Raw genomic sequence first — 20,507 nt, forward strand, 5'->3', positions numbered from 1 at the left:
CCGCTCCACCGCCAGCGCGTCAAGCCGATCCGCGACACTCGCATCCGGCACCGGGCTGGCCGCGACCAGCAACCGCAGACTCCGCGCCGGATCCTCGACCAGCTCCGCCGCCCGCCGCTGCAGCTTCGACCGCCGCTCCGGCCCCAACCCGGCCAGCACCGCCGCGCGAACCATCGGATCCGGCGGCCCCACTTCGGCGAGCCCGCGCGGCGCAAGCTCGACCAGCCGCGTCGCGCATGCCTCGTCCAGCACCGGCAACGGATCGCCGTCAAGATCGGCCAGCGACGCCACTGACCGCACCGCCGCCCCAGCACCAAGCACCGCAGCAGCCGCGACAAACCGTTCCGCCGCCGGGGAAAGCTGCGAGATCCGTTCGCGGACCGAGGCGGCAACCGCGGCCGGTGCGGGCAGATTCGGATCAAACCCGGCCCAGGTGGCCCGCGAGACCTCGGTCAACAGCTGCACGACATACCGCGGTCGGCCAAGAGTGTGTCGGCACAATCGTTCGGCCATCGTCGGATGCAGAGCGATACCGCGCGCCGAGGCCATTTCGGACACTTCCGCAGCGTCCAAAGGCGGCACGTGCACCTCGTCACCGGACATCCGCGCGAGCAGCTCAAGAACGTCCGCACAAGCGCGCGAATCTCCCGTCGCCGCAGTGAACAGCACTGTAGCCCGCGCCGCCGGATGATGCCGCAGCAGCGACGACAGCGTCCGCACCGAGTCCACATCGGACAAATGGGCGTCGTCGACCACCAGCAAGGTCCCCGGCACCAGCTCCGCCGCGATCCGCCCCGCGACCGGCAACGGCCCGCCGTCCGCGGGCAACTCCGGGAACAGCTGCTGCAGCACGGCAAACGCGCTGCAGCTCTCCCATTCGGCCGCGGTCGCCCGGAGCACCGGCCCGGGGAACGCGTCGGCGGCGCGGAACGCCAGCGTGGTGCGCCCGCACCCGGCCGGACCGCACAGCAGCACCGCGCGCCCTGCCCGGGTCAGCAGGCCGGCCAGCTCCTCCGCCGCAGTCGTCACGGTCCTCCCCGCTTCGCCGGATGCCGCCGTCAGCCGAGATCGCCCCCGGCGACGGGCAGGACCGTGCCGGTGACGTACGAGGCCTCGTCCGAGGCCAGGAACGCGATCGCCGCGGCCTGCTCGTCCAGGGTGCCGTACCGCTTCAGCAACGACGACTCGACAGTCTGGTCGATGTGCGCCTGGAACCACTCCCGTTCCCGGTCCGTGGACGGGTCGGGGCCGCCGCGCGGGATCCGCCGCGGCGGGGCTTCGGTCCCGCCGGGCGCGGTCGCGACCACGCGGATGCCGGCGTCAGCGTACTCGAACGCCAGCGACGCGGTCAGCGCGTTGATCCCGCCTTTCGCCGCCGAGTACGGGATCCGGTGGATGCCGCGAGTAGCCGCCGACGAGACGTTCACGATCACCCCGCCGCCCCGCTGCGCCATCGACGGCAACGCGGCCCGGCAGGAGAACAGCGTGGTCAGCAAGGACCGGCGGACCTCGGCCTCGATCTCGTCCGGACTGAACTCGGTGAACGGCTTGAACCGCAGCGCGCCGCCGACGTTGTTGACCAGCACGTCGATCCGGCCGAACCGGGCCAAGGCCGCTTCCGCGACCGTCTGCGCCCCCTCCCAAGTCTCCAGGTCGGCAACCACCGCGGCAGTCTCGGGCAACTCGCCGGCCAGGCCGCTGACCAGGCCGGACCGGTCGGCGAGCACCAGCGCCCCACCCTCCGCGGCGATCCGCCGGGCCGTCGCTTCGCCGATCCCCTGCGCGGCGCCGGTGATCACCACGACCTTGCCCGCGAACCGCCCTGGCGACAGGAATTTCGGCCCGTCCGCAGCACCGCCCATCGCGCGCCGAGTGGTGACTTTCGACCGTTCCGCGTGCTCGGCCACCAGCCGTCGCGCGGTCGCCCGGTCTCCGGACTCGAACGCGGCGACCAGGTCCAAGTGGTCTTGCGTGCACCGCGGATGACACCAGGTCGCGTTGCGCAGCGTCTCGGCCATGTGGCCTTTCACGCCGAGCGCCTGATATGCCTGCAGGAGGTGCTCGTTGCCGGTGAGCGTGAACAGGTAGTCGTGGAACGCCGCGTTGGTTTCGGTGTAGGCGGCGGCGTCCAGGAACCGGTCACCGTCCACATAGGGCACTGTCGACTCCGCCAGCAGCCGGTATCCGGCGAGCTGACCCGAGGTCAGCCGTCCGATAGTCAGTTCGAGCGCACCCAGTTCGAGGGCTTGCCGGGCCTCGAAAACCGCGTCCGATTCGTGCACCGACGGGTGTTCCTCGCCGATTTCGTACTCGCCTGGCGTTTCGTCGGCCGCGGGCAGCATTTCCTGACCCGCGATCGTGCGCGCGACCCGCGCTTCTTCCGCCGCGGACAGCGTCGCTCCGGCCCGCAGCGGGGTCAGCTCGACCGTCGGGAACAATTCCTGCCCGGCCAGCGCACGACCCGCGACGAACTCCAGCTCCGGCTCGGGTTCCGGATCGGCCACCACCACCGGCTGCACCGGAATCTCCGGCGCACGGAGCGGTGTCGCGAGCGCGAACTTCTCGTAGTAGAAGCCGGTCGGCTCGAACCCAGCCGACGCGAAATGTCCTCGCACCGCTTCCACCATCGGCGGCGGGCCGCAGAGATAGACCGCGACATCCCCGCCGTGCAGGTGCTCGTCCCGGATCAGCGTGGTCACATAGCCCTTGTTCGGCGCGCCGCTGCCCGGATCCGAGACACAGTAGTCCCAGGTCAGCCCCGGAACCTCTCCGGCGAGCTTGTCCAGCGTCGCGGTTTCCACCAGGTCGTCGTCGGTGCTCACGCCGTACACCAGATGCGCGGGCCTGGTCACGCCGGAATCGCGTATAGTGCGCACAATGGACAGAATCGGTGCGAGCCCGGTGCCACCGGCCAGCAACAGCACCGGCCGATCCGTCTCGCGCAGGAAGAAGCTCCCGTGTGGACCGGTGAACGTCAGCTCGTCGCCGGATTTCGCCTGCCCGGTCAGGTAATCCGACATCACACCGCCGGGCGTGAGCTTCACCAGGAAAGTCAGCCGCGTGTCATCAGGCGCATTGCTGAACGAATACGACCGCGTCACCTCGGTGCCCGGAACGGTGATGTTCACGTACTGCCCGGGCAGAAACGCGAGCCGGTCCCGATCGCGGATCTCCACCGTCAGCGACATCGTCGTCGGCGAAAGCCTGTCCAGTGCAACAAGAGTGCCGTGATGCTCGGCAGCCTGCGTCTTCGCGACCGCCGACGTGCTCGCGATCTGCAATACCAGATCAGACTTCGGCTTCATGCTGCACGGCAACACATAACCGCGCTCCGCCTCGTCCGCACTCAAGGCGTCTTCGAGATAGGAACCGCCCTCGTACTCCCCCGATTCGCAGAACGCCTTGCAGGTTCCGCACGCACCGTCGCGGCAGTCGAGCGGAATGTTGATGCGCTGCCGGTACGACGCGTCCGCGACGGTCTGGTCCGACGCGCAGGCGACGAAGCGGGTGACACCATCCTCAAAGGACAGAGCGATGCGATGGTTCATGACCGCCTCCGCTCAGAAGTGGTACACGTCGACGACGTGGTGGATGTAGTCGTTCTTGAGCACCACGGTCTTCCGCCGGATCTGCGGTGACGGCCCGGAGAAATCGACGGTGTAGAACGAAGTCCCGTAATACGGATCGACCGTGTTATAGCGGAAGTACATCGTGTGCCAGTTGAACCGCACGTCCACGAGATCGCCGTGCCGCTCGATCAGCTCGACATTCGAGATGTTGTGACTCGTCCGCGGCTCCGGGAGGGACGTCGCGCTCGACCGTTCGGTGCGGATCCGGAACACGCGGTCCTCCAGCCCGCCCTTGTTCGGGTAGTAGATCAGCGAAATGTCGCGCTGCGGATCCTCGGTGAGCAGATCGTCGTCGCCCCAGGAAGGCATCCAGTACACGACGTCGTCGGCGTAGCATTCCAGCCACTTCTCGAACTCGCGGTCGTCCAAATACCTCGCCTCGCGGTAGAGGAACTGCTCGACGTCGTGCTGGGTGATGGTCTTCTCGGCGGCAGCGGTCATCGGACTTCACCTCGAACAGCCTGCTCACGGGCGATCGCCGCGCGCATGGTTTCCTGCCAATACCCGTGCTGCACCGGATAAAGGCCCTCGTCCTCGTTCTTCTGCCCGGCCGACACGACACCGTCGAGGCCAAGCGACGACGCGACCTCGTCCGGCCCGGTGAGCCAATGCCGCGCGCCGCGGCTCATGTCGTTCCAGGGCGCGGCGGTCGCGCGGAAAGTGAGCTGACAAGACCGGAATTCCTCCAGATCGTCCGGCGTCGCCATGCCCGAAGCGTTGAAGAAGTCCTCGTACTGCCGGATCCGCCACGCCCGTGACTCGTCGCTCTCGCCCTTCGGTGCGATGCAGTAGATGGTGACCTCGGTCTTGTCCGGCGCGATCGGCCGGAAATGCCGGATCTGCGTCGAGAACTGGTCCATCAGGTACACGTTGGGATACACGCACAGGTTCCGCGACCCGCGCACCATGAACTCGCCCTTGGCGTCGCCGTATTTCTCCTTCAGCTCCGCCATCCGCGGCCACAACGGCCGGTCTTGCGGGTTCCCCGCCCAGGTCCACAGGCACAGGTGCCCGTGCGGGAACGACCAGTAGCCCCCGCCGGACTTGCCCCACGAACCGGCGTCGAGCGTCTTCGTGTCGTTGGCCGATTCACCGGTGTTGCGCCGCGCCGTGGTGGCCGCGTAATTCCAGTGCGTCGCGGTGACGTGGTAGCCGTCCGCGCCGTTCTCCGCCTGGACCTTCCAGTTGCCGTCGTAGGTATATGTGGAAGCCCCGCGTAGTACTTCAAGTCCGTCCGGTGACTGGTCCACGAGCATGTCGATCACCTTCGTGGCGTCGCCGAGGTGCTCGGTCAGCGGCAGCACGTCCGGGTTGAGACTGCCGAACAGGAACCCGCGGTAGGACTCGAACCGGGCGACCTTCGTCAGGTCGTGCGAACCGCCGGTGTCGAACGACTCCGGGTAGCCCGCGCCGTCCGGGTCCTTGACCTTCAGCAGCTTGCCGTCGTTGCGGAAGGTCCAGCCGTGGAACGGGCAGGTCAGCGTGGGCCGGTTGTCGCGTTTGCGCCGGCAGATCATCGCGCCGCGGTGCGCGCAGGCGTTGATCAGGCAGTGCAGTTCACCTGCCTTGTCCCGGGTGAGGACGACGGGCTGGCGGCCGATCGTGGTGGTGAAGTAGTCACCCGGATTCGGCAGCTGGCTCTCGTGCGCGAGGTAGATCCAGTTGCCCTCGAAGATGTGCTTCATTTCGAGTTCGAAGATCTCCTCGTCGGTGAAGATCCGGCGGTTCGCGCGGTAGACGCCCGCCTCCGGGTCTTCCACCACGGCGTCCGCGACTACGGAAGCGGCGTGGTCCAGCATCTCGGTCATGACTCCTCCAACGGGCCTGGCGATCTGCACTGATCGGCTCCCCAGCAGGGCGTTTCCCGCACTGTGCCAGTCGGTGGCCGCAGTCACACCAGGGCAAGACCCAGTCCTGACCTAGGGTGTAATTATTCGATGCCGTTTATCAATCGCACGCAAACCGCTCCTTGTCTTCACTCAATGCCGGAACTTACGGTGAGCGAGACCACGCGAGGAGCCGGTGAGGAGGCAGCCCGATGGAACTGCGCCACCTGAGGTACTTCGCCGCCGTAGCCGAGACCTGCCACTTCGGCCGCGCCGCCGAACGCCTGCACCTCGCCCAGCCCGCGCTTTCGCACGCGATCCGGCAGCTGGAGGACGAGCTGGGCGTCGCCTTGCTCAGCCGCACGACCCGGCAGGTGCAGGTCACCCCGGCCGGGCGGTTCTTCCTGGCTGAGGCGCAACGGATCCTGGACGCCGTCGAGGCGGGCGCGCGCGGAGCCCGGCGCATCGCCGACGGCAGGCGCGGGCTCGCGCGGATCGGTTTCACCGGCACCGCCGCGCTGTCGCACTTGCCGCAGGTCGCCCGCGCGCTGCAGCACCGGCTGCCCGAGGTCGAACTCGAAGTGCACGCCGATCTGCTGACCGGCGAGCAGTGCGAACAGCTGCGCGACGGCACGCTCGACATCGGCGTGCTGCGTCCGCCGGTCACCGGCGGCGACCTCGACCTGCACGTCATCGAGACCGAGCCGCTGGTGCTCGCCGTCCCGGCCGACCACCGGCTCGCGGTGGAACCGGTGGTGGCGATGAGCGATCTGCGCGCCGAAGCATTCGTCACCTACCCGGCCAGCTACTCAGTCGTCAACGAAGCGGTGCTGCGCAGCTGCCGCGACGCCGGATTCACCCCGCACCGCGAGCACGAAGCGGCCGGCACCGCGGTGCTGCTCGCTCTCGTCGCCGGTGGTCTCGGCGTCGGTGTCGTCCCCGCGTCCGCGCGGGCGCTGCCGCTGGCCGGGGTCGTGTTCCGCGACCTCTCCGGGGCCGCCACCGTCCAGCTCGCGCTCGCCTGGCACCGCGAACGGGCCTCGGCACTGGTCCCGGCCGTGCTCGACGCGCTCGGCGAGCTGTTCCCCGTCGAAGTGCCCGTGTCAGGGAGGACACGATGAAGATCACCCGGGTGGAGGCGATCCCGTTCGCCATCCCCTACCGCAAACCGCTGCGCTTCGCGTCCGGCGAGGTGCACACGGCCGAGCACGTGCTGGTCCGCGTGCACACCGACGACGGCGTGATCGGCATGGCCGAAGCGCCGCCGCGGCCGTTCACCTACGGCGAGACCCAAGCCGGGATCGTGGCCGTGCTGGAGACCGTGTTCGCCCCGCAGGTGGTGGGCCTGAGCCTGCTCGAACGCGAGACGGTGCACGCCCGGCTCTCCCGCACCGTCGGCAATCCGGCCGCGAAGTCCGCTTTGGACATGGCGATCTGGGACGCGCTGGGGCAAAGCCTCGACGTGTCGGTCACCGAACTGCTCGGCGGCTACACCGACCGCATGAAGGTGTCGCACATGCTCGGCTTCGACGAGCCTGCCGCGATGGTCGCCGAGGCGGAGCGGATTCGGGACAGCTACGGCATCACCACGTTCAAGGTGAAGGTCGGCCGCCGTCCGGTTTCCCTTGACACCGCAGTGGTTCGCGCGCTGCGGGAGCGGTTCGGCACCGAGGTCGACCTGTACGTGGACGGCAACCGCGGCTGGACCGCTGCGGAATCTGCCCGCGCGATGCAGGAAATGGCCGACCTCGATCTGTTGTTCGCCGAGGAGCTGTGTCCCGCCGACGACGTACTCGGCCGCCGCTGGCTGGTGTCCCGTTTGGACATTCCGTTCATCGCCGACGAATCCGCGGTGACTCCAGCTGACGTGACCCGCGAAATCCTCTCCGGGTCGGCCACCGCGATCAGCATCAAAACCGCCCGCACCGGCTTCACTCGTTCGCAGCGCACGCACCATCTCGCGGACGGCCTCGGGCTGGAAGTGGTGATGGGCAACCAGATCGACGGCCAGATCGGTTCACTGTGCACTGTCGCGTTTGGAGCGGCGTACGAGCTGACGTCGCGCCGCCCCGGCGAACTGTCCAACTTCCTCGACATGACCGACGACCTGCTCGCCGAACCGCTGTGCATCGCGGACGGCGAACTGGTCATCCGCCCTGGCGCCGGGCTCGGCGCCGTACTCGACCCCGGCAAGCTCCGGCACTACCGGCAAGACCGCTGAGCCGGAAACCCCCGATGGATCAAGGAGGATTCATGACTGCCACGCATTCCCCCACCGCCGCCGCGTCCGGAGCCAACGCCACCGAACGGTTCAAGAGCGACAAGTTCGCCAGCGTCGCGGGCACCCCGAAGGAACGGGTCAGCCTGCTCGCCCGCGAGGTGCTCGAGGCCGTGCACGCGACGATCCGCAAGCACAAGGTGACCTACGAGGAGTACAACGCGCTCAAGTCGTGGCTGATCAGCGTCGGCGAGGACGGCGAATGGCCGCTGTTCCTGGACGTCTGGGTCGAGCACGTCGTCGAGGACGTCGCCACCGAGCACCGCCAGGGCAACAAGGGCACCATCGAGGGCCCCTACTACGTGCCGGACGCCCCCGAGCAGGGCGCGCGCGGTTCGATCCCGACGCGGGACAACGAGCCGGGCACCGCGCTCACCTGGACCGGGCAGGTCACCTCGACCACCGGCGCGGCGCTGGGCGGCGCGAAGGTCGAACTGTGGCACGCGGACGCGGACGGGCTGTACTCGCAGTTCGCGCCGGACATCCCGGAGTGGAACCTGCGCGGCACCTTCACCACCGACGACGAGGGCCGCTTCGAAATCCACACCGTGCGCCCCGCGCCGTACCAGATCCCGACCGACGGCGCGTGCGGCAAACTGATCGCGGCCGCGGGCTGGCACGCCTGGCGTCCGGCGCACCTGCACGTGAAGGTGTCCGCGCCGGGGCACGAACTGCTCACCGCGCAGCTGTACTTCCCGGGCGACGAGCACAACGACGACGACATCGCGTCCGCGGTGAAGCCGGAACTGCTGCTCGACCCGCAGCCGTCCGGCGACGGCGAGACCATCGAGTACGGCTTCGTCCTCGACCCCGCCCTCTGATTCCGCCCTCTGATTCGGCAGGAGACTCATGCTTTACCACGTGCGGATGGACGTCCGCCTTCCCCCGGACCTGGACCCGGCGGTCCGCGACGCCCTCATCGCGCGCGAGAAGGAGTACAGCCAGCAACTGCAGCGCAGCGGGAAATGGCCGCATATCTGGCGGATCGCGGGCGAGTACGCGAACTACTCGGTGCTGGACGTCGCCGACCACGACGAGCTGCACCAGATCCTGTCGAACCTCCCGCTGTTCCCGTACATGGACATCCAGGTGACCGCCCTCGCGCGGCACCCGTCCAAAGTGGACTGACTCACTCGCGTGCTGTCTCCTCGCCTGGAGCTTCGAGTACGTGAGGGGAACCCTGAGGGAATCTGAATCCCTCAGGGTTCCCCTCACGGACTGCAAACCTGCGCGCAACTCACTCGCCGACCGTCACCACGCGGTCCGCGTGCTCGGCCAGCAGCGGATCGTGGGACGCGACCAACACCGCCGTCCCAAGGTCCGCGGCTCGGCGCAATGCCGTCAGCACCATCTCCGCGTGCGCGCGATCCTGGTGCGACGTCGGCTCGTCCGCCAGCAGCACCAGCGGGCCCGACGCCAGCGCCCGCGCCACCGCGCCCCGTTGCTGTTCCCCGCGCGAGACCTCGCTCGGCAATCGGTCGGCCAGTTTCGCCAGGTCCAGGGTTTCCAGCAGCTTCGACCGATCCGGCGGCTCCACCGCGGTCCGCGCGGCAAAAGCGAGGTTGTCCGCGACCGTCAGCTCCTCGAACAGCGCGATCGACTGCGGCACAAAAGCCAGCGCATGCCACGGCTGTTCCGACACCGGCACGTCCGGCATCGGCGGGTGCGCGGTCACCGTTCCGCTGTCCGGCGCGTCCCAGCCGCCCGCGATCATCAGCAAAGTGCTTTTGCCCGAGCCGGACGGGCCGGTCAGCGCGACCAGTTCGCCCGCCATCAGGTCCAGGCTCGTGTGCCGCAGCACCGGCATCCCGCCGTGCGACCGGCTTACGTCCGACAGACTGAGCAGAGCGCTCACCGGACCCTCCCGTCCACGAGTTCCACCACGTCGTCCGCCGCCTCCGCCAGCACGGGGTCGTGCGTCGCGACCACGACGGTCTGGCCTGCTTCCGCCAGCGCGCGGAACGCCTCGGCCACCAATCCGGCCGACGAACGGTCCAGTTGCGCGGTCGGTTCGTCCGCCAGCACCGCGTCCGGGTCGCCCACCGCGGCGAAAGCGAGGGCGGTTCGTTGCTGTTCGCCGCCGGAGAGCTGACGCGGACGGTGGCCGCGGCGATGATCCAGGCCCAGCCGGTCGAGCAAGGCCAATGAAAGACCAGTGCCGCGCATTTTCGCGGCCAGCTCCAGATGTTCTTGCACCGTCAGGTAATCCAGCAGGTTGTCGACGGGATTCTGGAACATGTAACCGATCCGTCGCCGCCGAACGGCCCGGCGTGCCCGCGCGGACAACGCGGTGACGTCGGTACCGCCGACCTCGACCCGGCCCTCGTCCGGCCGTTCCAGGCAAGCCAGCATCCGCAGCAAGGTCGACTTGCCAGACCCGGAAGGCCCGACCAGCGCGGTGATTCGACCGCGCGCGGCACCGATCGAGACCTCGTGCAAAGCAGTCAGAGAGCGACCGGCCGTGCGGTAGCTGTGGGTCAGTCCAGTAACCCGGACCGCATCAGGCAGTGTTTGATCAGGCAGTGTCACGCAACACCTCCGAAGGCAGCGCCCGCGCAGCCGCACGCTGGGCCGCGTAAGTAACGACAAGCGCGACGACTACCGCCGCAACCAGCAGCTGTCCGCCCTGCCCCCACGGCACCGGGATCACCGTGCCCGGCGGCGTCGCCGGATCGAGGTCGTAACCCTCGTAGGTCACCGAGACCGCGACCGCTGCGAATCCGACGCCCAAAGCGAATCCGGCCGCCAGCAACCCGCCGACCTCGTATGCGAGCGCCCGCCAATGCGCAGCGGAAGTAATGCCCATCCGACGCAGCAGCACATAAGCTCCGCGCCGGGCGCGCGCCCGGGAATTGAGGTACAGCAAGAGTCCAACTAGGACCACCACACCGACCAAAGCGGACACTGCGGTCAGGAACGCGAAGGTGTAAGTGACCCCGCCGTACACGCCGTGCGCGGTGACGTCGGTCGCGCGGCTCACCGTCCCAGCCGGGACCCCGGCTTTGCCCAGTTCCGGCAGCACTTGCGCCGGATCGCCTCGCGCCCACAGCTCGCGGTGCACGCTCTCTCCGGCGAACCTGGCGAGAATGTCCTTGCGCAGCAGCAATTCCGGGAACCCAGCGCTCTTCCCCGGCAGTTGCGCGACCGTGACGACGCGCAGCGGCAGGTCCTTGCCCTGAATGCTGAGCGTCGCCTGCGCGGGCGTGTCCGGAACCCCGGCGAGGATGCCTACCGGAGTGTCGCCGGACATCTGGTCGAGCAACTCCGGCAGGGTCGGCCCGCTGAAGTGGTCGTCCCAGAACGCGGCCGAGCCGAACGACGCCGGGTCGACGCCGAGTACGTTCACCGTCGTGTTGCCCAGGTAAGCCGAGTCGTAGCGGTCGACCAATGTGGACTGTCCACTTAGGCCAGGTGGAATCGCGGCCGGTCCGGTCAAATGCACCACGACATCTGAGCCGACCACGAGCTGGCCCTCGTCGTCGAGCGTGCGCTGGACGGAGCCCGTGACGGTGGTGGCGAAGATCGAAAGCGCCACCGGTACCGCAGTCGCCCCGACCAGGACGGCTGCCGCGGCGGGCGCTGAAGCCAGCCGTCGCCAGGCCAGGAACGCCACTGCCCGTGCTCGCCGCACCGTACGCACCCGCGGCAACGTCAGCCGCACGACCCGGGTCACCAGCATCGCGAGCCCCAACACCAGCAGCAACGGCACGACGATCAGCCGAGGCGGGATCCGCGCGACCGAACCGGCCTGGCCGAGCCCGGTCTGCGTGCCGTCGCCGAGCGCGAAGTAGCAGACCACCGCGGCGACCAGCGGAAGGATTTCCCACGGCAGATGCCGGATCCGCGACGTGCGCGAGTCGAACATCGCCCGCGTGCGGAGGACGACCGAACCGGCGATCCCGGCGAGCGTCGCCAGGAACGCGACCGCCGCGCCGCCGATCGAAAAGCCGAGCGCGGACGGCGTCACCAGCGGACTCGGTCCCAGCGCGCTGACCAGCCCGCGCGCGGCGAACCAGCCGCCGACGGTGCCGAGCAGCGCGATGGAACCCAGCTCCAGCAACGCTTTCCCGGCCAGTGCGCCCGGCCCGGCCCCGCGCGCGGAGAGCACGGCCAGCTCGGCTCGTCGGCGTTCGACCCAGAACGATCCGACCGTCACCGAAATGACCAGCCCGGTCAGCGACCCGGCGACCCCGATCGGCACGACCGTCGCGGCGAGCGAGGATTCGACCTGGTAAGCCCGGTCGGCGATGCCGCGCAGCGACGAGGTGAACTGCATCCGCCCGCGTTGCGCGAACAGGTCAGGTTGATTCTCGGTGCGCGCCCGGGCTTGTTCCAGGCCGGCGATGGTGGCGGGCGCGTTCGCGGTGGTCAGCCCGTTCTGGTCGACCGAGGCTTCGAGGCGACTGCCGACGCCCGAGTCGGCCGGGGTCAGCCCGAACAGAGCGTCCCGCGACACGAACCCCACCGGGAACACCGGGGCCTCGCTCAGCGGATTCGGCCGGTACAGCGACTGCAGATGACACCAGAACGGCTGGTCAGGCAGCTCGCGCAGATCGCGGTACACCGCGGCGACCGGCATTGTCCGGACCGGAGCGCCCGGCGGCACGCCCGTCCTCGGGGCCCAGCCGCCCTGGATCACCACCTGGTCGCCCGCATGCAGCCCGCGCGCCTGGGCGAACTGGCTCGGCACCCAGATCCCGGGCCCTTTGCCGCCCTCCAGAACCTGCAGGTGAGCGGCGAAATCGTCCTGGTAGACGAGCCACATCGCGGACTGTTCCGGATTCGGCGAGCCCGGCCGGACCGGATTGACCTTCGCGGAGTTGGAGAGCGTCGACCGCACGCCGGACAGCCGGGGCACCTCGCGAGCCGCGTCGCGGGCCACGGCGAGCCGGGCGTCGTCGAGTGCCTTCCCGGTCGGCCCGGTTGCGCCCGGATACGGCTGGGACATCGGCAGGCCGCCGATCCACTCCGCGCCGACCGCCCACTGGCACGCCCGGCTCGTCTGGTCGTGCAACGTCGCGTTCCCGGCCGAAGAGAGGAACAACGTCACCGCCGCGGCAGGCAGCGCGACGAGCACCGCCGCCGCGATCGCGGCCACTACGACCGCTGGTTGCCGCCACCCCGTTTTCGGCGCCCGCGTCCACGGCGTCGCCCCCCACCCGCGCATCTGCCGAGTCTGCCACGATCCCGGCACCCGCGGGGCAGCGTTGCCCAATGTCCGTGAAGGGCTCCTTGAGGGAATCAGATTCCCTCAAGGAGCCCTTCACGGACGTTCACGGGGCCGATGCGAACAGAGCGCGTTTTTCCGGGTACGGAACGCTTACTTGGCCTGCCAAACCGGCGCGCGCTTCTCGACGAACGCCAGCGTCCCCTCGCGGACGTCCTCGCTCGTCATGACTCCGACGGCGTTCTCGCGGGTGTTGTCCCACGCGCCGTCCTCGGCCGAAATCGCACCGTCCACAATGCCCAGTGCGACGCGTTTGCTGGCCTGCACCGCCAACGGCGCGTTAGCGGCGATCTTCTCCGCCAGCGCCAGTGCCTCGGTCAGCACGTCGGCGTCCGGGACCACGTGGTTCACCAGTCCCAGCGTCGCCGCGCGGGCGGCGTCCAGGGGTTCGCCGGTGAACATCATTTCCATCGCGATCTTCTGCGGGATCTGCCTCGGCAGCCGGAACACTCCGCCGGCCGCGGCGAAGAGGCCGCGCTTCACCTCGGGCAGCCCGAATTTCGCCGATTCGGCCGCCACCACCAGGTCGCTGGCCAGCGCGAGTTCGGTGCCGCCGCCCAGCGCGAACCCGTTGACCGCGGCGATCGTCGGCTTCGAAATCGGGTGCCGCACGTATCCGGCGAAACCCCATTCCGCGTGGCCGGGCGCGGCGAGCGATTCGCCGCGCGACACGGCTTTCAGGTCGGCTCCGGCGCAGAACGCCCGCTCCCCCGCGCCGGTCAGCACGACTACGCGCGTTTCGGGGTCTTGTTCGGCCCGTTCCAGCGCGGTGCCGACGAGTTCGCTCAGCTCGGCGTTGACCGCGTTCATCGCGTGCGGCCGGTTGAGCGTGACGACCAGGACGTGTCCGCGCTGTTCGACGAGCGCGGCCGGAGCGTCATCGGGCATGGTCTGCCTCCTCCGCCGGTGCGAAGACCGGCACCTTCTCGTGGTCAGGGTCGGGTCCGGAGGGCACGAAGACTGCCCGCACCGGCAGCTGCCAGAGGTCCGCGTCCGGGTCGGCGTCGAGCCGGCACCACCACCACGGTCCCTCGGCCAGCTCCACGATGCCGACGACCGCGCGCTCCGGCTCGCCGCCGTCGCGCGCCCGCTTGTGCACCACCGACCACGACACCACCGTGCCGGTTCCGGCCGCGGCCGTCCACTCCAGATCGTCGCCGGGGTCCGGGACCGTGCGCGGGTCCAGGTATTCGCCGGTGCCGCGCCGCCGCAACAGCCGGAACTCGCCGATCGCGGTGCCGTCGAAGAACGCCGCGGACTCCTCGTCGCGGGCGACTGGGTTGATCCGCACTGTCATCCCTCCGTTCCAAGCACGAGCGTGCTGTGGTGGTCCAGAATGCCGCCGTTGCCGGAGACCAGCACGGTGTCGTGCTTCGGCACCTGACGTTCGCCGCCTTGGCCACGAGCCTGGATGATCGCCTCGGACAGCGGCGTCATGCCCCACAGGTAGTACGACGACAGCTGGCCGCCGCCAGTGTTCATCGCGAGCTTGCCGTCCGGGCCGAGCATGCCCGGCGTCGAGACGAACTCGCCGCCTTCGCCCTTGCCGCAGAACCCGTAGTCCTCCAGCGTGAGCAGCGCGGTGAAGGTGTAGCAGTCGTAGATCTCGGCGACGTCGATGTCCTCGATGGTCACTCCGGCCATCTCCATCGCCGCTGGCCCGGACTGCGCCGCGCCGCTCACGAGGCCGAGATTGTCGTTGCGGCGGAAGGAATTCCCGGGGTGCGCCTGGCCCCAGCCGAGCACCTGGACGGCAGGCTGAGCCAACGTTTTTGCTCGTTCCGCGGAAGTCACGATCACCGCCGCGCCGCCGTTCGACACCAGGCAGCAGTCCAGCAGGTGGAACGGTTCCGCGATGAACCGCGACGCTTGATGATCGGCCAGAGTGATCGGATCCCGCAGCTGCGCCAGCGGGTTCTTCGCCGCCCACGCGCGCTGCGCGACCGCGATCGCGCCGAGTTGCTCGCTCGTGGTGCCGTAGGTCTTCATGTGCCGTCGCGCGGCGAGCGCGTAGAACGAGTTCGGCCCGGCGAAGCCGCTGGAGCCCAGCAGGCTTCCCCAACCGGTCGGCGTGGTGCGACGGCCACCGTAGGCCGCGCCGGTCGCTTTGCCCTGCTGCAGCGGCGCGTCCGCGAACACGCAGGCGACAGTGTCGGCCATGCCCGCTTCGACGGCCATCGCTGCGTACTGCACCATCGCACCCGCAGTCGATCCAAACGCCTGCATTTGGGTGAACAGGCGCAGGTCCCGTAGTCCTAAGTCGACTTGCAGGCTCAGGTCCACGCCGGGCGTCGTTCCGGCGGATACCAGCAGCCCGTCGATGTCGGACAGCCCGATCCCGGCGTCGTCCGCCGCCCGCCGGACGGCTTGCGCGGCGAACTGCCGCGCGCTCGGACCGTAGACTTTTCCCAGCTCAGTGAGCCCGAGACCGGCGATTGCCGCCCTCCGGCGCGCCGGGGTTTCCCGCCTGCTCGTCATCTCGTCGCACTCCGTTCCCGACCGGTGGTCGCACCTCCACGTTCGCATCCCGCTGACACGGCGTAAACGACCGGTCGGGACACCGGCAGATGAGCGCCCGCGACACGTGCGCCGATGTCGCTTCCGGAAACCTGCCGGTGTCGGAATCCGTGATGTACATCGCCGTTTTCCGCCCCCAGCATGGGGATCGAGACCCGACGACGGGAAAGGCGGTCCGGCGATGGCGATCAGCGCCGCGGAAACCGAACAGCTGCGGGAGGCGGTGCGCGACCTGCTCGCGGACCGCTGCACGGAGGCGGACGTGCGCCGCGTGATGGCGACGGACTCCGGCTACGACCCCGAGCTGTGGAAACAGCTGGCCGAGCTGGGATTGCCCGGTCTGCTGATCGCGACCGAATACGGCGGCGTCGGCCTGGGCGAGGAAGAACTCGAAGCGGTGTCGGAGGAAATCGGGGCGGCGCTGGTGCCGTCGCCGTTCCTGTCCAGTTCGGTGCTGACGGCGTCCCTCATTGACGCGGCCGGGTCCGAAGAGGACAAACGCCGTCTGCTGCCCGCGCTCGCGGACGGGTCTTCGATCGGAACCGTTGCCGTCACGGGACCTGCCGGCACTTGGACGCCCGAAGGCGTTGCGGTACAGGCAAACGGAACTCTCACCGGTACCGCTTCCTATGTAACTTTCGGCCAGCTTGCCGACGTCATTCTCGTGGTGGCGCGCACTGGCGACGGCATCGGCGTCTTCGAGGTCGCTCCCGGTGGGCCCGGTTTCACCCGCACCGCCGCGTCGGTATTCGACCCGACCGTACGGCTATCTCAATTCACCTTCGCTGATACACCAGCGCGGCGAGTTGGTACTGCAGGTTGGGAGGCTGTGCGGAAAGCCTTGGATATCAGCATCATCGCGTTGGCCGGAGAACAAGCAGGCGGCGCTCGTAAGATCTTTGAGACGACTGTCGAATATCTCAAGACCCGGGTTCAGTTCGGCCGCGCGATCGGCAGTTTCCAGGCGATGAAGCACCTCGCCGCGGACCGCCTGCTCGACGTCGAATCCGCGACCTCCGCCGCCCGGCACGCCGCCGCCGACGGAAGCCCCGGCGCGATCGCGCTAGCCGGGTTCGCCTGTGCGGAAGCGTACGAAACCGTTGCCCTGTCCGCGATCCAGATGCACGGCGGGATCGGCTTCACCTGGGAACACCCGGCGCACCTGTACCTGCGCCGCGCCCGCTCCGGCGCACAACTGTTCGGCGGCTCGCGGCTGCACCGAGAGCGTTACCTCGTCTCGAAGGAGGCCTGACTCATGACCACCACCCTGCCGACAGCGGATCAGCTCCGCGAAGAAGTCCGCGCGTGGCTCGCGGCGGAATGGACCGGGCTCGGCCCCGCCGAGGACCGTTGGAGTACCACCCCGGAGCGCGTGGCATGGCTGGAAAAGGTCGTCGCCGCCGGGTACGCCGTGCCGACGTGGCCGGTCGAATGGTCCGGCCGCGCCTACCCGGCTGAACTGGCCGACGCGATCGCAGCCGAATTCGAAGCGGTCGGCGCGCCCGGCGCCCGACAGGACAAATACAGCATCCCGGCCAACACCGTTCTCGCGTTCGGCACCGAAAAACTCAAGAACGACCTGCTGCACGACGTCCTCACCGAACGGTCCCGGACCTGCCTGTTCTACAGCGAGCCCGGCGCGGGCTCGGACCTAGCCGGAGTCCGCACCACCGCGGTCCGCGACGGCGACCGCTGGATCGTCAACGGCCAGAAAGTCTGGACGTCCGGCGCGAAAACCGCGGACTACGCGCTGCTGATCGCCCGCACCGACTGGGACGTCCCGAAGCACAAGGGCCTCAGCTACTTCGTCGTGCCGATGCGTCAGCCCGGCGTCGACATCCGGCCGCTGGTGCAGATCACCGGCGAAGCGCACTTCAACGAGGTGTTCCTGACCGACGTCGAAATCCCGGCGGACTACCTGGTCGGCGAGGAGGGCAAGGGCTGGCGCGTGCTGCAGACCGCGCTGGCGTACGAACGCTCGATCATGGGCGACGGCGCGCGAGCGTCACGACACGGATCGATCGCCGACGACCTCGTCGAGTTGGCGCGGGAACGCGGCCGCCTCGCCGACCCGGTCGTCCGCGACAATCTGGCTACCGTGCTCGCGTTGCGCGAACTGAACGCGTTGAACAACGCCCGAGCGAAGGCCGCAGCTGAACAAGGCACGTCGAGTTCGGTGATGTCGCTGGGAAAGCTCGCGATGTCCGGAATCCTGCACGCCGAAGGACGGCTGCGCACCGACATCGCCGGTCCGGAAACCCTGCTCGCCGGGGCCGTGAACCCGGTCGCCGACGACGTGAACTTCCTGGCGCTCAACGCGTTTTTCACCTCCATCGGCGGCGGCACCGACCAGATCCAGCGCACGATCATCGCCGAACGCGTCCTCGGCCTGCCCAAGGAGCCCGAGGTCGACCGCGACCTTCCCTTCCGCGCCGTCCGCCGCAGCTGAGCCGTCGAGGAGGCTGGTTCTCTTGTCCGACACCTACGATCCGCCGCTGTCCGGGGTCCGCGTGCTCGATCTGTCCTCCGGCCCGATGACCGCGACCGGACGGCTGCTGGCGGATCTCGGCGCGCGCGTCACCCGGGTCGTCCTGCCCGGCGTCACCGACGAACGCACCACCGGCCCGGTCGTCGACGGCGTCGCGATCGGCACCGCCATCGACCGGCACGGCTTCGCCCACGCCACCACCGAACCCGGCTCGCACGGCTGGGAACAGCTGCTGGCGGACGCCGACCTGCTGATCGAGACCACTCCGCCGGGTTCGCCAGCCGAAGAACTCCTCGACGTCCCCGGCCTGCGCACCCGGCATCCCGCGCTGGTCATCCTGTCGATCAGCGACTTCGGCCGCACCACGACCCGGCGGCACTGGCAAGCCACCACACCGGTGTTCCACGCGCTGACCGGCGAACTGTCCCGGTCTGGTATCCCAGGCCGCGCACCGCTGCTGCCGCCCGGCGAACTGCCGTACCACGTCGCCGCCGCGCAAGCCGCGTTCCAGACGGTGAGCCTGTACCTGGACCGGCTGCGCACCGGACGCGGCGACCGCATCGACTTCTCCGTCCTCGACGGTGCGATGCAGGCGCTGGACCCGGCGTTCGGCATGGTCGGCAGCGCCGCCGCCGGTGTGCCGTTGAGCGACCTTCCGCGCGGGCGCACCGAAGAACGCCACCGGTACCCGATTTTCCCTTGCCAGGACGGATATATCCGGATCTGCCTGCTGTCGCGGCGGCAGTGGCGCGGGATGTTCGAATGGATGGGCAGCCCGGCCGAGTTCGCCGATCCGAAGTACGACCAGGTGCGGGAACGCTACGCGTCGCCGGATCTGCTGCCCGCGATCGGCCGGTTCTTCGCCGACCGCACCCGCTCCGAACTGGAGTGCGAAGGCCAGCGCCACGGCGTACCGACCGCCGCCGTCCTCACGCTCGCCGAAGCCCTGCACACCGACCAGCTCACCGCCCGCGGCTTCTTCCGCGAGACCGAACTGTCGCCCGGCTTGATCGCGCCGGTCCCGGCCGGCATCACCGAAATCGACGGACACCGCGCGGTCGCCGGTCCGGAGACCGGCGCGCGAGTCGCCTCCGCGCCGATCCTGGCCGCTCGCCCCCGTCGCGGCGAAGGCCGCCCGCTCGAAGGAATCCGGGTCCTGGACCTAGGCGTGATCGTGGTCGGCGGCGACACCGGACGGCTCTTCGGCGACCTCGGCGCGGACGTCATCAAGATCGAGAACTCCGCTTTCCCGGACGGTTCCCGCGCCGCGCTGCCGGGCCTGATGTCGCACGGATTCGCCGCCGGGCACCGGAACAAACGCGCCATCGGCGTCAACCTGCGCGATCCGGAGGGCCAGTCGCTGGTACGGCGGCTCGTCGCGCAGTCGGACGTCGTGCTGACCAACTTCAAACCCGGCGTCATCACCTCACTCGGCCTGGACCGGGCTGCTCTAGCTGAGGTGAACCCGGGGATCGTCGTCGTGGACAGCTCGGCCTTCGGCCCGACCGGCCCGTGGGCTCGGCGCCTTGGCTACGGCCCGCTCGTGCGCGCCGCGACCGGACTCACCAGCGAGTGGATCTATCCGGGCGAGCCAGGCACGTTCAGCGACGCCGTCACGGTCTATCCCGACCACGTGTGCGCCCGGATCGGCGCGCTGGCCGCGTTGGCGCTGCTGGTCCGCCGCGAACGCAGCGGCGAGGGCGGGGCGGTGAGCGTCGCGCAGTCCGAGGTGATGCTGAGCCACTTCGCGGACCGGATCGCCGCCGAAGACCTGTGCCGTCGAGGACACCGCCTCGCTGAACCCGCGCACGACGCACCATGGGGCGTGTTCCCGACCGCTGGCGACGACGATTGGCTGGCAGTCACCGTCCGCGGCGACTCGGATTGGGGTGCGCTGTGTTCGGTGCTGGACCGTCCCGACCTGGCCGCCGACCCTGGCTTGGCCACCCGCACCGGCCGGGCTTCGTCCCGCGCCCGGATCGACGCGGCAGTGACCGAGTGGACTTCGCGGCATTCCCCGTTGGAGGCGATGGATCTGCTGCAGGCCGCTGGCGTTCCGGCCGGGGCGATGCTGCGGGCGGCTGACCTGCCGGAATGGGAGCAGTACCGCGAGCGGCGCGCGTTTCGGGAGGAGTTGCATCCGTACGCGGAGGAGCCGTACGTGCTGGAGAACGTGCAGATCCACGCGGCGTACGTCGCCGATCCGCCGGTGGGGCAGGCTCCGTTGCTGGGCGAGCAGACGTTCGAGGTCGCTGCGGAGTTGCTTGGGCTGGAGGTCGCGGAGACGGCGGGGCTGGTTGCCCGCGGGGTGCTGGAGGCGCAGGAGGAGGGCGGGCGGGCCGCTCGCGCCGGATGAAGGTCGGCGGTCTCGTCGCTCGCTGGATTCCGGCCGCACCGCGCGCACGAACAGCCCCTCCGCGAGGCCGAACCGGCTCACCCCGGCGGCCGCCATCGCCCGCTGGATTCCGGCCGCGCCGACCGGACCGGCCACCCGCCCCGAAGCCCGCAAACACACCCGACGATCCACCCCAGCCCCTCCGGG

The 20,507-nt window shown here is 69.4% G+C and carries 16 protein-coding genes and 1 pseudogene; 7 read left to right on the forward strand and 10 right to left on the reverse strand.

Translation table 11 applies throughout. The features are described from left to right. From D0D37_RS40105 to benA, 4 genes and pseudogenes are all read right to left on the reverse strand, one after another. Window positions 1–1,029 (reverse strand): annotated as a pseudogene (locus D0D37_RS40105) (ATP-binding protein); the annotation flags it as partial. A gap of 29 nt (window positions 1,030–1,058) precedes the next feature. Then, window positions 1,059–3,548, reverse strand: coding sequence for a benzoate 1,2-dioxygenase electron transfer component BenC (benC, locus tag D0D37_RS48560; protein WP_116205797.1), 2,490 nt, complete (start codon window positions 3,546–3,548; stop codon window positions 1,059–1,061). Between the two features lie 12 nt (window positions 3,549–3,560). Then, entirely contained in the window at window positions 3,561–4,070 is a 510-nt protein-coding gene (gene benB / locus D0D37_RS40115; RefSeq protein ID WP_116205798.1) for a benzoate 1,2-dioxygenase small subunit, read from the reverse strand. Then, window positions 4,067–5,437, reverse strand: coding sequence for a benzoate 1,2-dioxygenase large subunit (gene benA / locus D0D37_RS40120; protein WP_116205799.1), 1,371 nt, complete (start codon window positions 5,435–5,437; stop codon window positions 4,067–4,069). Before benA ends, benB begins: the two co-directional genes overlap by 4 nt. A gap of 230 nt (window positions 5,438–5,667) precedes the next feature. Between benA and D0D37_RS40125 the strand changes: the two genes are divergently transcribed. From D0D37_RS40125 to catC, 4 genes are read left to right on the forward strand one after another with little or no spacing between them, the layout of a single operon-like run. Then, window positions 5,668–6,576 carry a LysR substrate-binding domain-containing protein gene (locus tag D0D37_RS40125; RefSeq protein WP_116205800.1) on the forward strand — a complete coding sequence of 303 codons (909 nt, stop codon included), beginning with the start codon at window positions 5,668–5,670 and terminating at the stop codon, window positions 6,574–6,576. Continuing rightward, window positions 6,573–7,676, forward strand: a complete 1,104-nt coding sequence (locus D0D37_RS40130; protein ID WP_116205801.1) for a mandelate racemase/muconate lactonizing enzyme family protein — start codon at window positions 6,573–6,575, stop codon at window positions 7,674–7,676. Before D0D37_RS40125 ends, D0D37_RS40130 begins: the two co-directional genes overlap by 4 nt. Before the next feature lie 32 nt (window positions 7,677–7,708). Next, entirely contained in the window at window positions 7,709–8,554 is an 846-nt protein-coding gene (gene catA, locus D0D37_RS40135; RefSeq protein ID WP_116205802.1) for a catechol 1,2-dioxygenase, read from the forward strand. Between the two features lie 28 nt (window positions 8,555–8,582). After that, window positions 8,583–8,861, forward strand: coding sequence for a muconolactone Delta-isomerase (catC, locus tag D0D37_RS40140; protein ID WP_037367634.1), 279 nt, complete (start codon window positions 8,583–8,585; stop codon window positions 8,859–8,861). A 109-nt stretch (window positions 8,862–8,970) separates the two neighbouring features. Here the strand turns inward: catC and D0D37_RS40145 are convergent, their stop codons facing one another. The 6 genes from D0D37_RS40145 to D0D37_RS40170 all read right to left on the reverse strand — a co-directional run bounded on the left by D0D37_RS40145 (window position 8,971) and on the right by D0D37_RS40170 (window position 15,438). Beyond that, entirely contained in the window at window positions 8,971–9,588 is a 618-nt protein-coding gene (locus D0D37_RS40145; RefSeq protein ID WP_116205803.1) for an ABC transporter ATP-binding protein, read from the reverse strand. Next, window positions 9,585–10,262 (reverse strand): ABC transporter ATP-binding protein, encoded by a 678-nt coding sequence (locus D0D37_RS40150; protein ID WP_116205804.1) that lies wholly within the window; start codon window positions 10,260–10,262, stop codon window positions 9,585–9,587. The genes D0D37_RS40145 and D0D37_RS40150 overlap by 4 nt, the downstream gene beginning before the upstream one ends. Next, window positions 10,249–12,900, reverse strand: a complete 2,652-nt coding sequence (locus tag D0D37_RS40155; RefSeq protein WP_244223843.1) for an FtsX-like permease family protein — start codon at window positions 12,898–12,900, stop codon at window positions 10,249–10,251. The genes D0D37_RS40150 and D0D37_RS40155 overlap by 14 nt, the downstream gene beginning before the upstream one ends. A 153-nt stretch (window positions 12,901–13,053) precedes the next feature. Next, the gene (locus D0D37_RS40160; RefSeq protein ID WP_116205806.1) at window positions 13,054–13,848 is read right to left on the reverse strand and encodes a crotonase/enoyl-CoA hydratase family protein; all 795 of its coding nucleotides are present in this window, start codon (window positions 13,846–13,848) and stop codon (window positions 13,054–13,056) included. Continuing rightward, window positions 13,838–14,257, reverse strand: coding sequence for a Zn-ribbon domain-containing OB-fold protein (locus D0D37_RS40165; protein ID WP_116205807.1), 420 nt, complete (start codon window positions 14,255–14,257; stop codon window positions 13,838–13,840). The genes D0D37_RS40160 and D0D37_RS40165 overlap by 11 nt, the downstream gene beginning before the upstream one ends. After that, window positions 14,254–15,438 (reverse strand): thiolase family protein, encoded by a 1,185-nt coding sequence (locus D0D37_RS40170; RefSeq protein ID WP_116205808.1) that lies wholly within the window; start codon window positions 15,436–15,438, stop codon window positions 14,254–14,256. Before D0D37_RS40170 ends, D0D37_RS40165 begins: the two co-directional genes overlap by 4 nt. A 220-nt stretch (window positions 15,439–15,658) precedes the next feature. Between D0D37_RS40170 and D0D37_RS40175 the strand changes: the two genes are divergently transcribed. Genes D0D37_RS40175 through D0D37_RS40185 form a run of 3 tightly spaced genes read left to right on the forward strand, consistent with a single transcriptional unit; the run spans window position 15,659 to window position 20,321 of the window. Further along, a complete protein-coding gene (locus D0D37_RS40175; RefSeq protein WP_116205809.1) occupies window positions 15,659–16,729 on the forward strand; it encodes an acyl-CoA dehydrogenase family protein in 1,071 nt (356 codons plus the stop codon). A gap of 3 nt (window positions 16,730–16,732) precedes the next feature. Then, the gene (locus D0D37_RS40180; protein ID WP_116205810.1) at window positions 16,733–17,926 is read left to right on the forward strand and encodes an acyl-CoA dehydrogenase family protein; all 1,194 of its coding nucleotides are present in this window, start codon (window positions 16,733–16,735) and stop codon (window positions 17,924–17,926) included. 22 nt (window positions 17,927–17,948) lie between these two features. Continuing rightward, the gene (locus D0D37_RS40185; RefSeq protein ID WP_116205811.1) at window positions 17,949–20,321 is read left to right on the forward strand and encodes a CaiB/BaiF CoA-transferase family protein; all 2,373 of its coding nucleotides are present in this window, start codon (window positions 17,949–17,951) and stop codon (window positions 20,319–20,321) included. The last annotated feature ends 186 nt before the right edge of the window (window positions 20,322–20,507 follow it).

The organism is Amycolatopsis circi (genome assembly GCF_003385235.1).
GTDB lineage: Bacteria > Actinomycetota > Actinomycetes > Mycobacteriales > Pseudonocardiaceae > Amycolatopsis > Amycolatopsis circi.

Coding starts and splice junctions, on each gene's coding strand:
- benC (WP_116205797.1), bottom strand. CDS start 3,548: ATGAACCATCGCATCGCTCTGTCCTTTGAGGATGGTGTCACCCGCTTC.
- benB (WP_116205798.1), bottom strand. CDS start 4,070: ATGACCGCTGCCGCCGAGAAGACCATCACCCAGCACGACGTCGAGCAG.
- benA (WP_116205799.1), bottom strand. CDS start 5,437: ATGACCGAGATGCTGGACCACGCCGCTTCCGTAGTCGCGGACGCCGTG.
- D0D37_RS40125 (WP_116205800.1), top strand. CDS start 5,668: ATGGAACTGCGCCACCTGAGGTACTTCGCCGCCGTAGCCGAGACCTGC.
- D0D37_RS40130 (WP_116205801.1), top strand. CDS start 6,573: ATGAAGATCACCCGGGTGGAGGCGATCCCGTTCGCCATCCCCTACCGC.
- catA (WP_116205802.1), top strand. CDS start 7,709: ATGACTGCCACGCATTCCCCCACCGCCGCCGCGTCCGGAGCCAACGCC.
- catC (WP_037367634.1), top strand. CDS start 8,583: ATGCTTTACCACGTGCGGATGGACGTCCGCCTTCCCCCGGACCTGGAC.
- D0D37_RS40155 (WP_244223843.1), bottom strand. CDS start 12,900: ATGCGCGGGTGGGGGGCGACGCCGTGGACGCGGGCGCCGAAAACGGGG.
- D0D37_RS40160 (WP_116205806.1), bottom strand. CDS start 13,848: ATGCCCGATGACGCTCCGGCCGCGCTCGTCGAACAGCGCGGACACGTC.
- D0D37_RS40165 (WP_116205807.1), bottom strand. CDS start 14,257: ATGACAGTGCGGATCAACCCAGTCGCCCGCGACGAGGAGTCCGCGGCG.
- D0D37_RS40170 (WP_116205808.1), bottom strand. CDS start 15,438: ATGACGAGCAGGCGGGAAACCCCGGCGCGCCGGAGGGCGGCAATCGCC.
- D0D37_RS40175 (WP_116205809.1), top strand. CDS start 15,659: ATGGCGATCAGCGCCGCGGAAACCGAACAGCTGCGGGAGGCGGTGCGC.
- D0D37_RS40180 (WP_116205810.1), top strand. CDS start 16,733: ATGACCACCACCCTGCCGACAGCGGATCAGCTCCGCGAAGAAGTCCGC.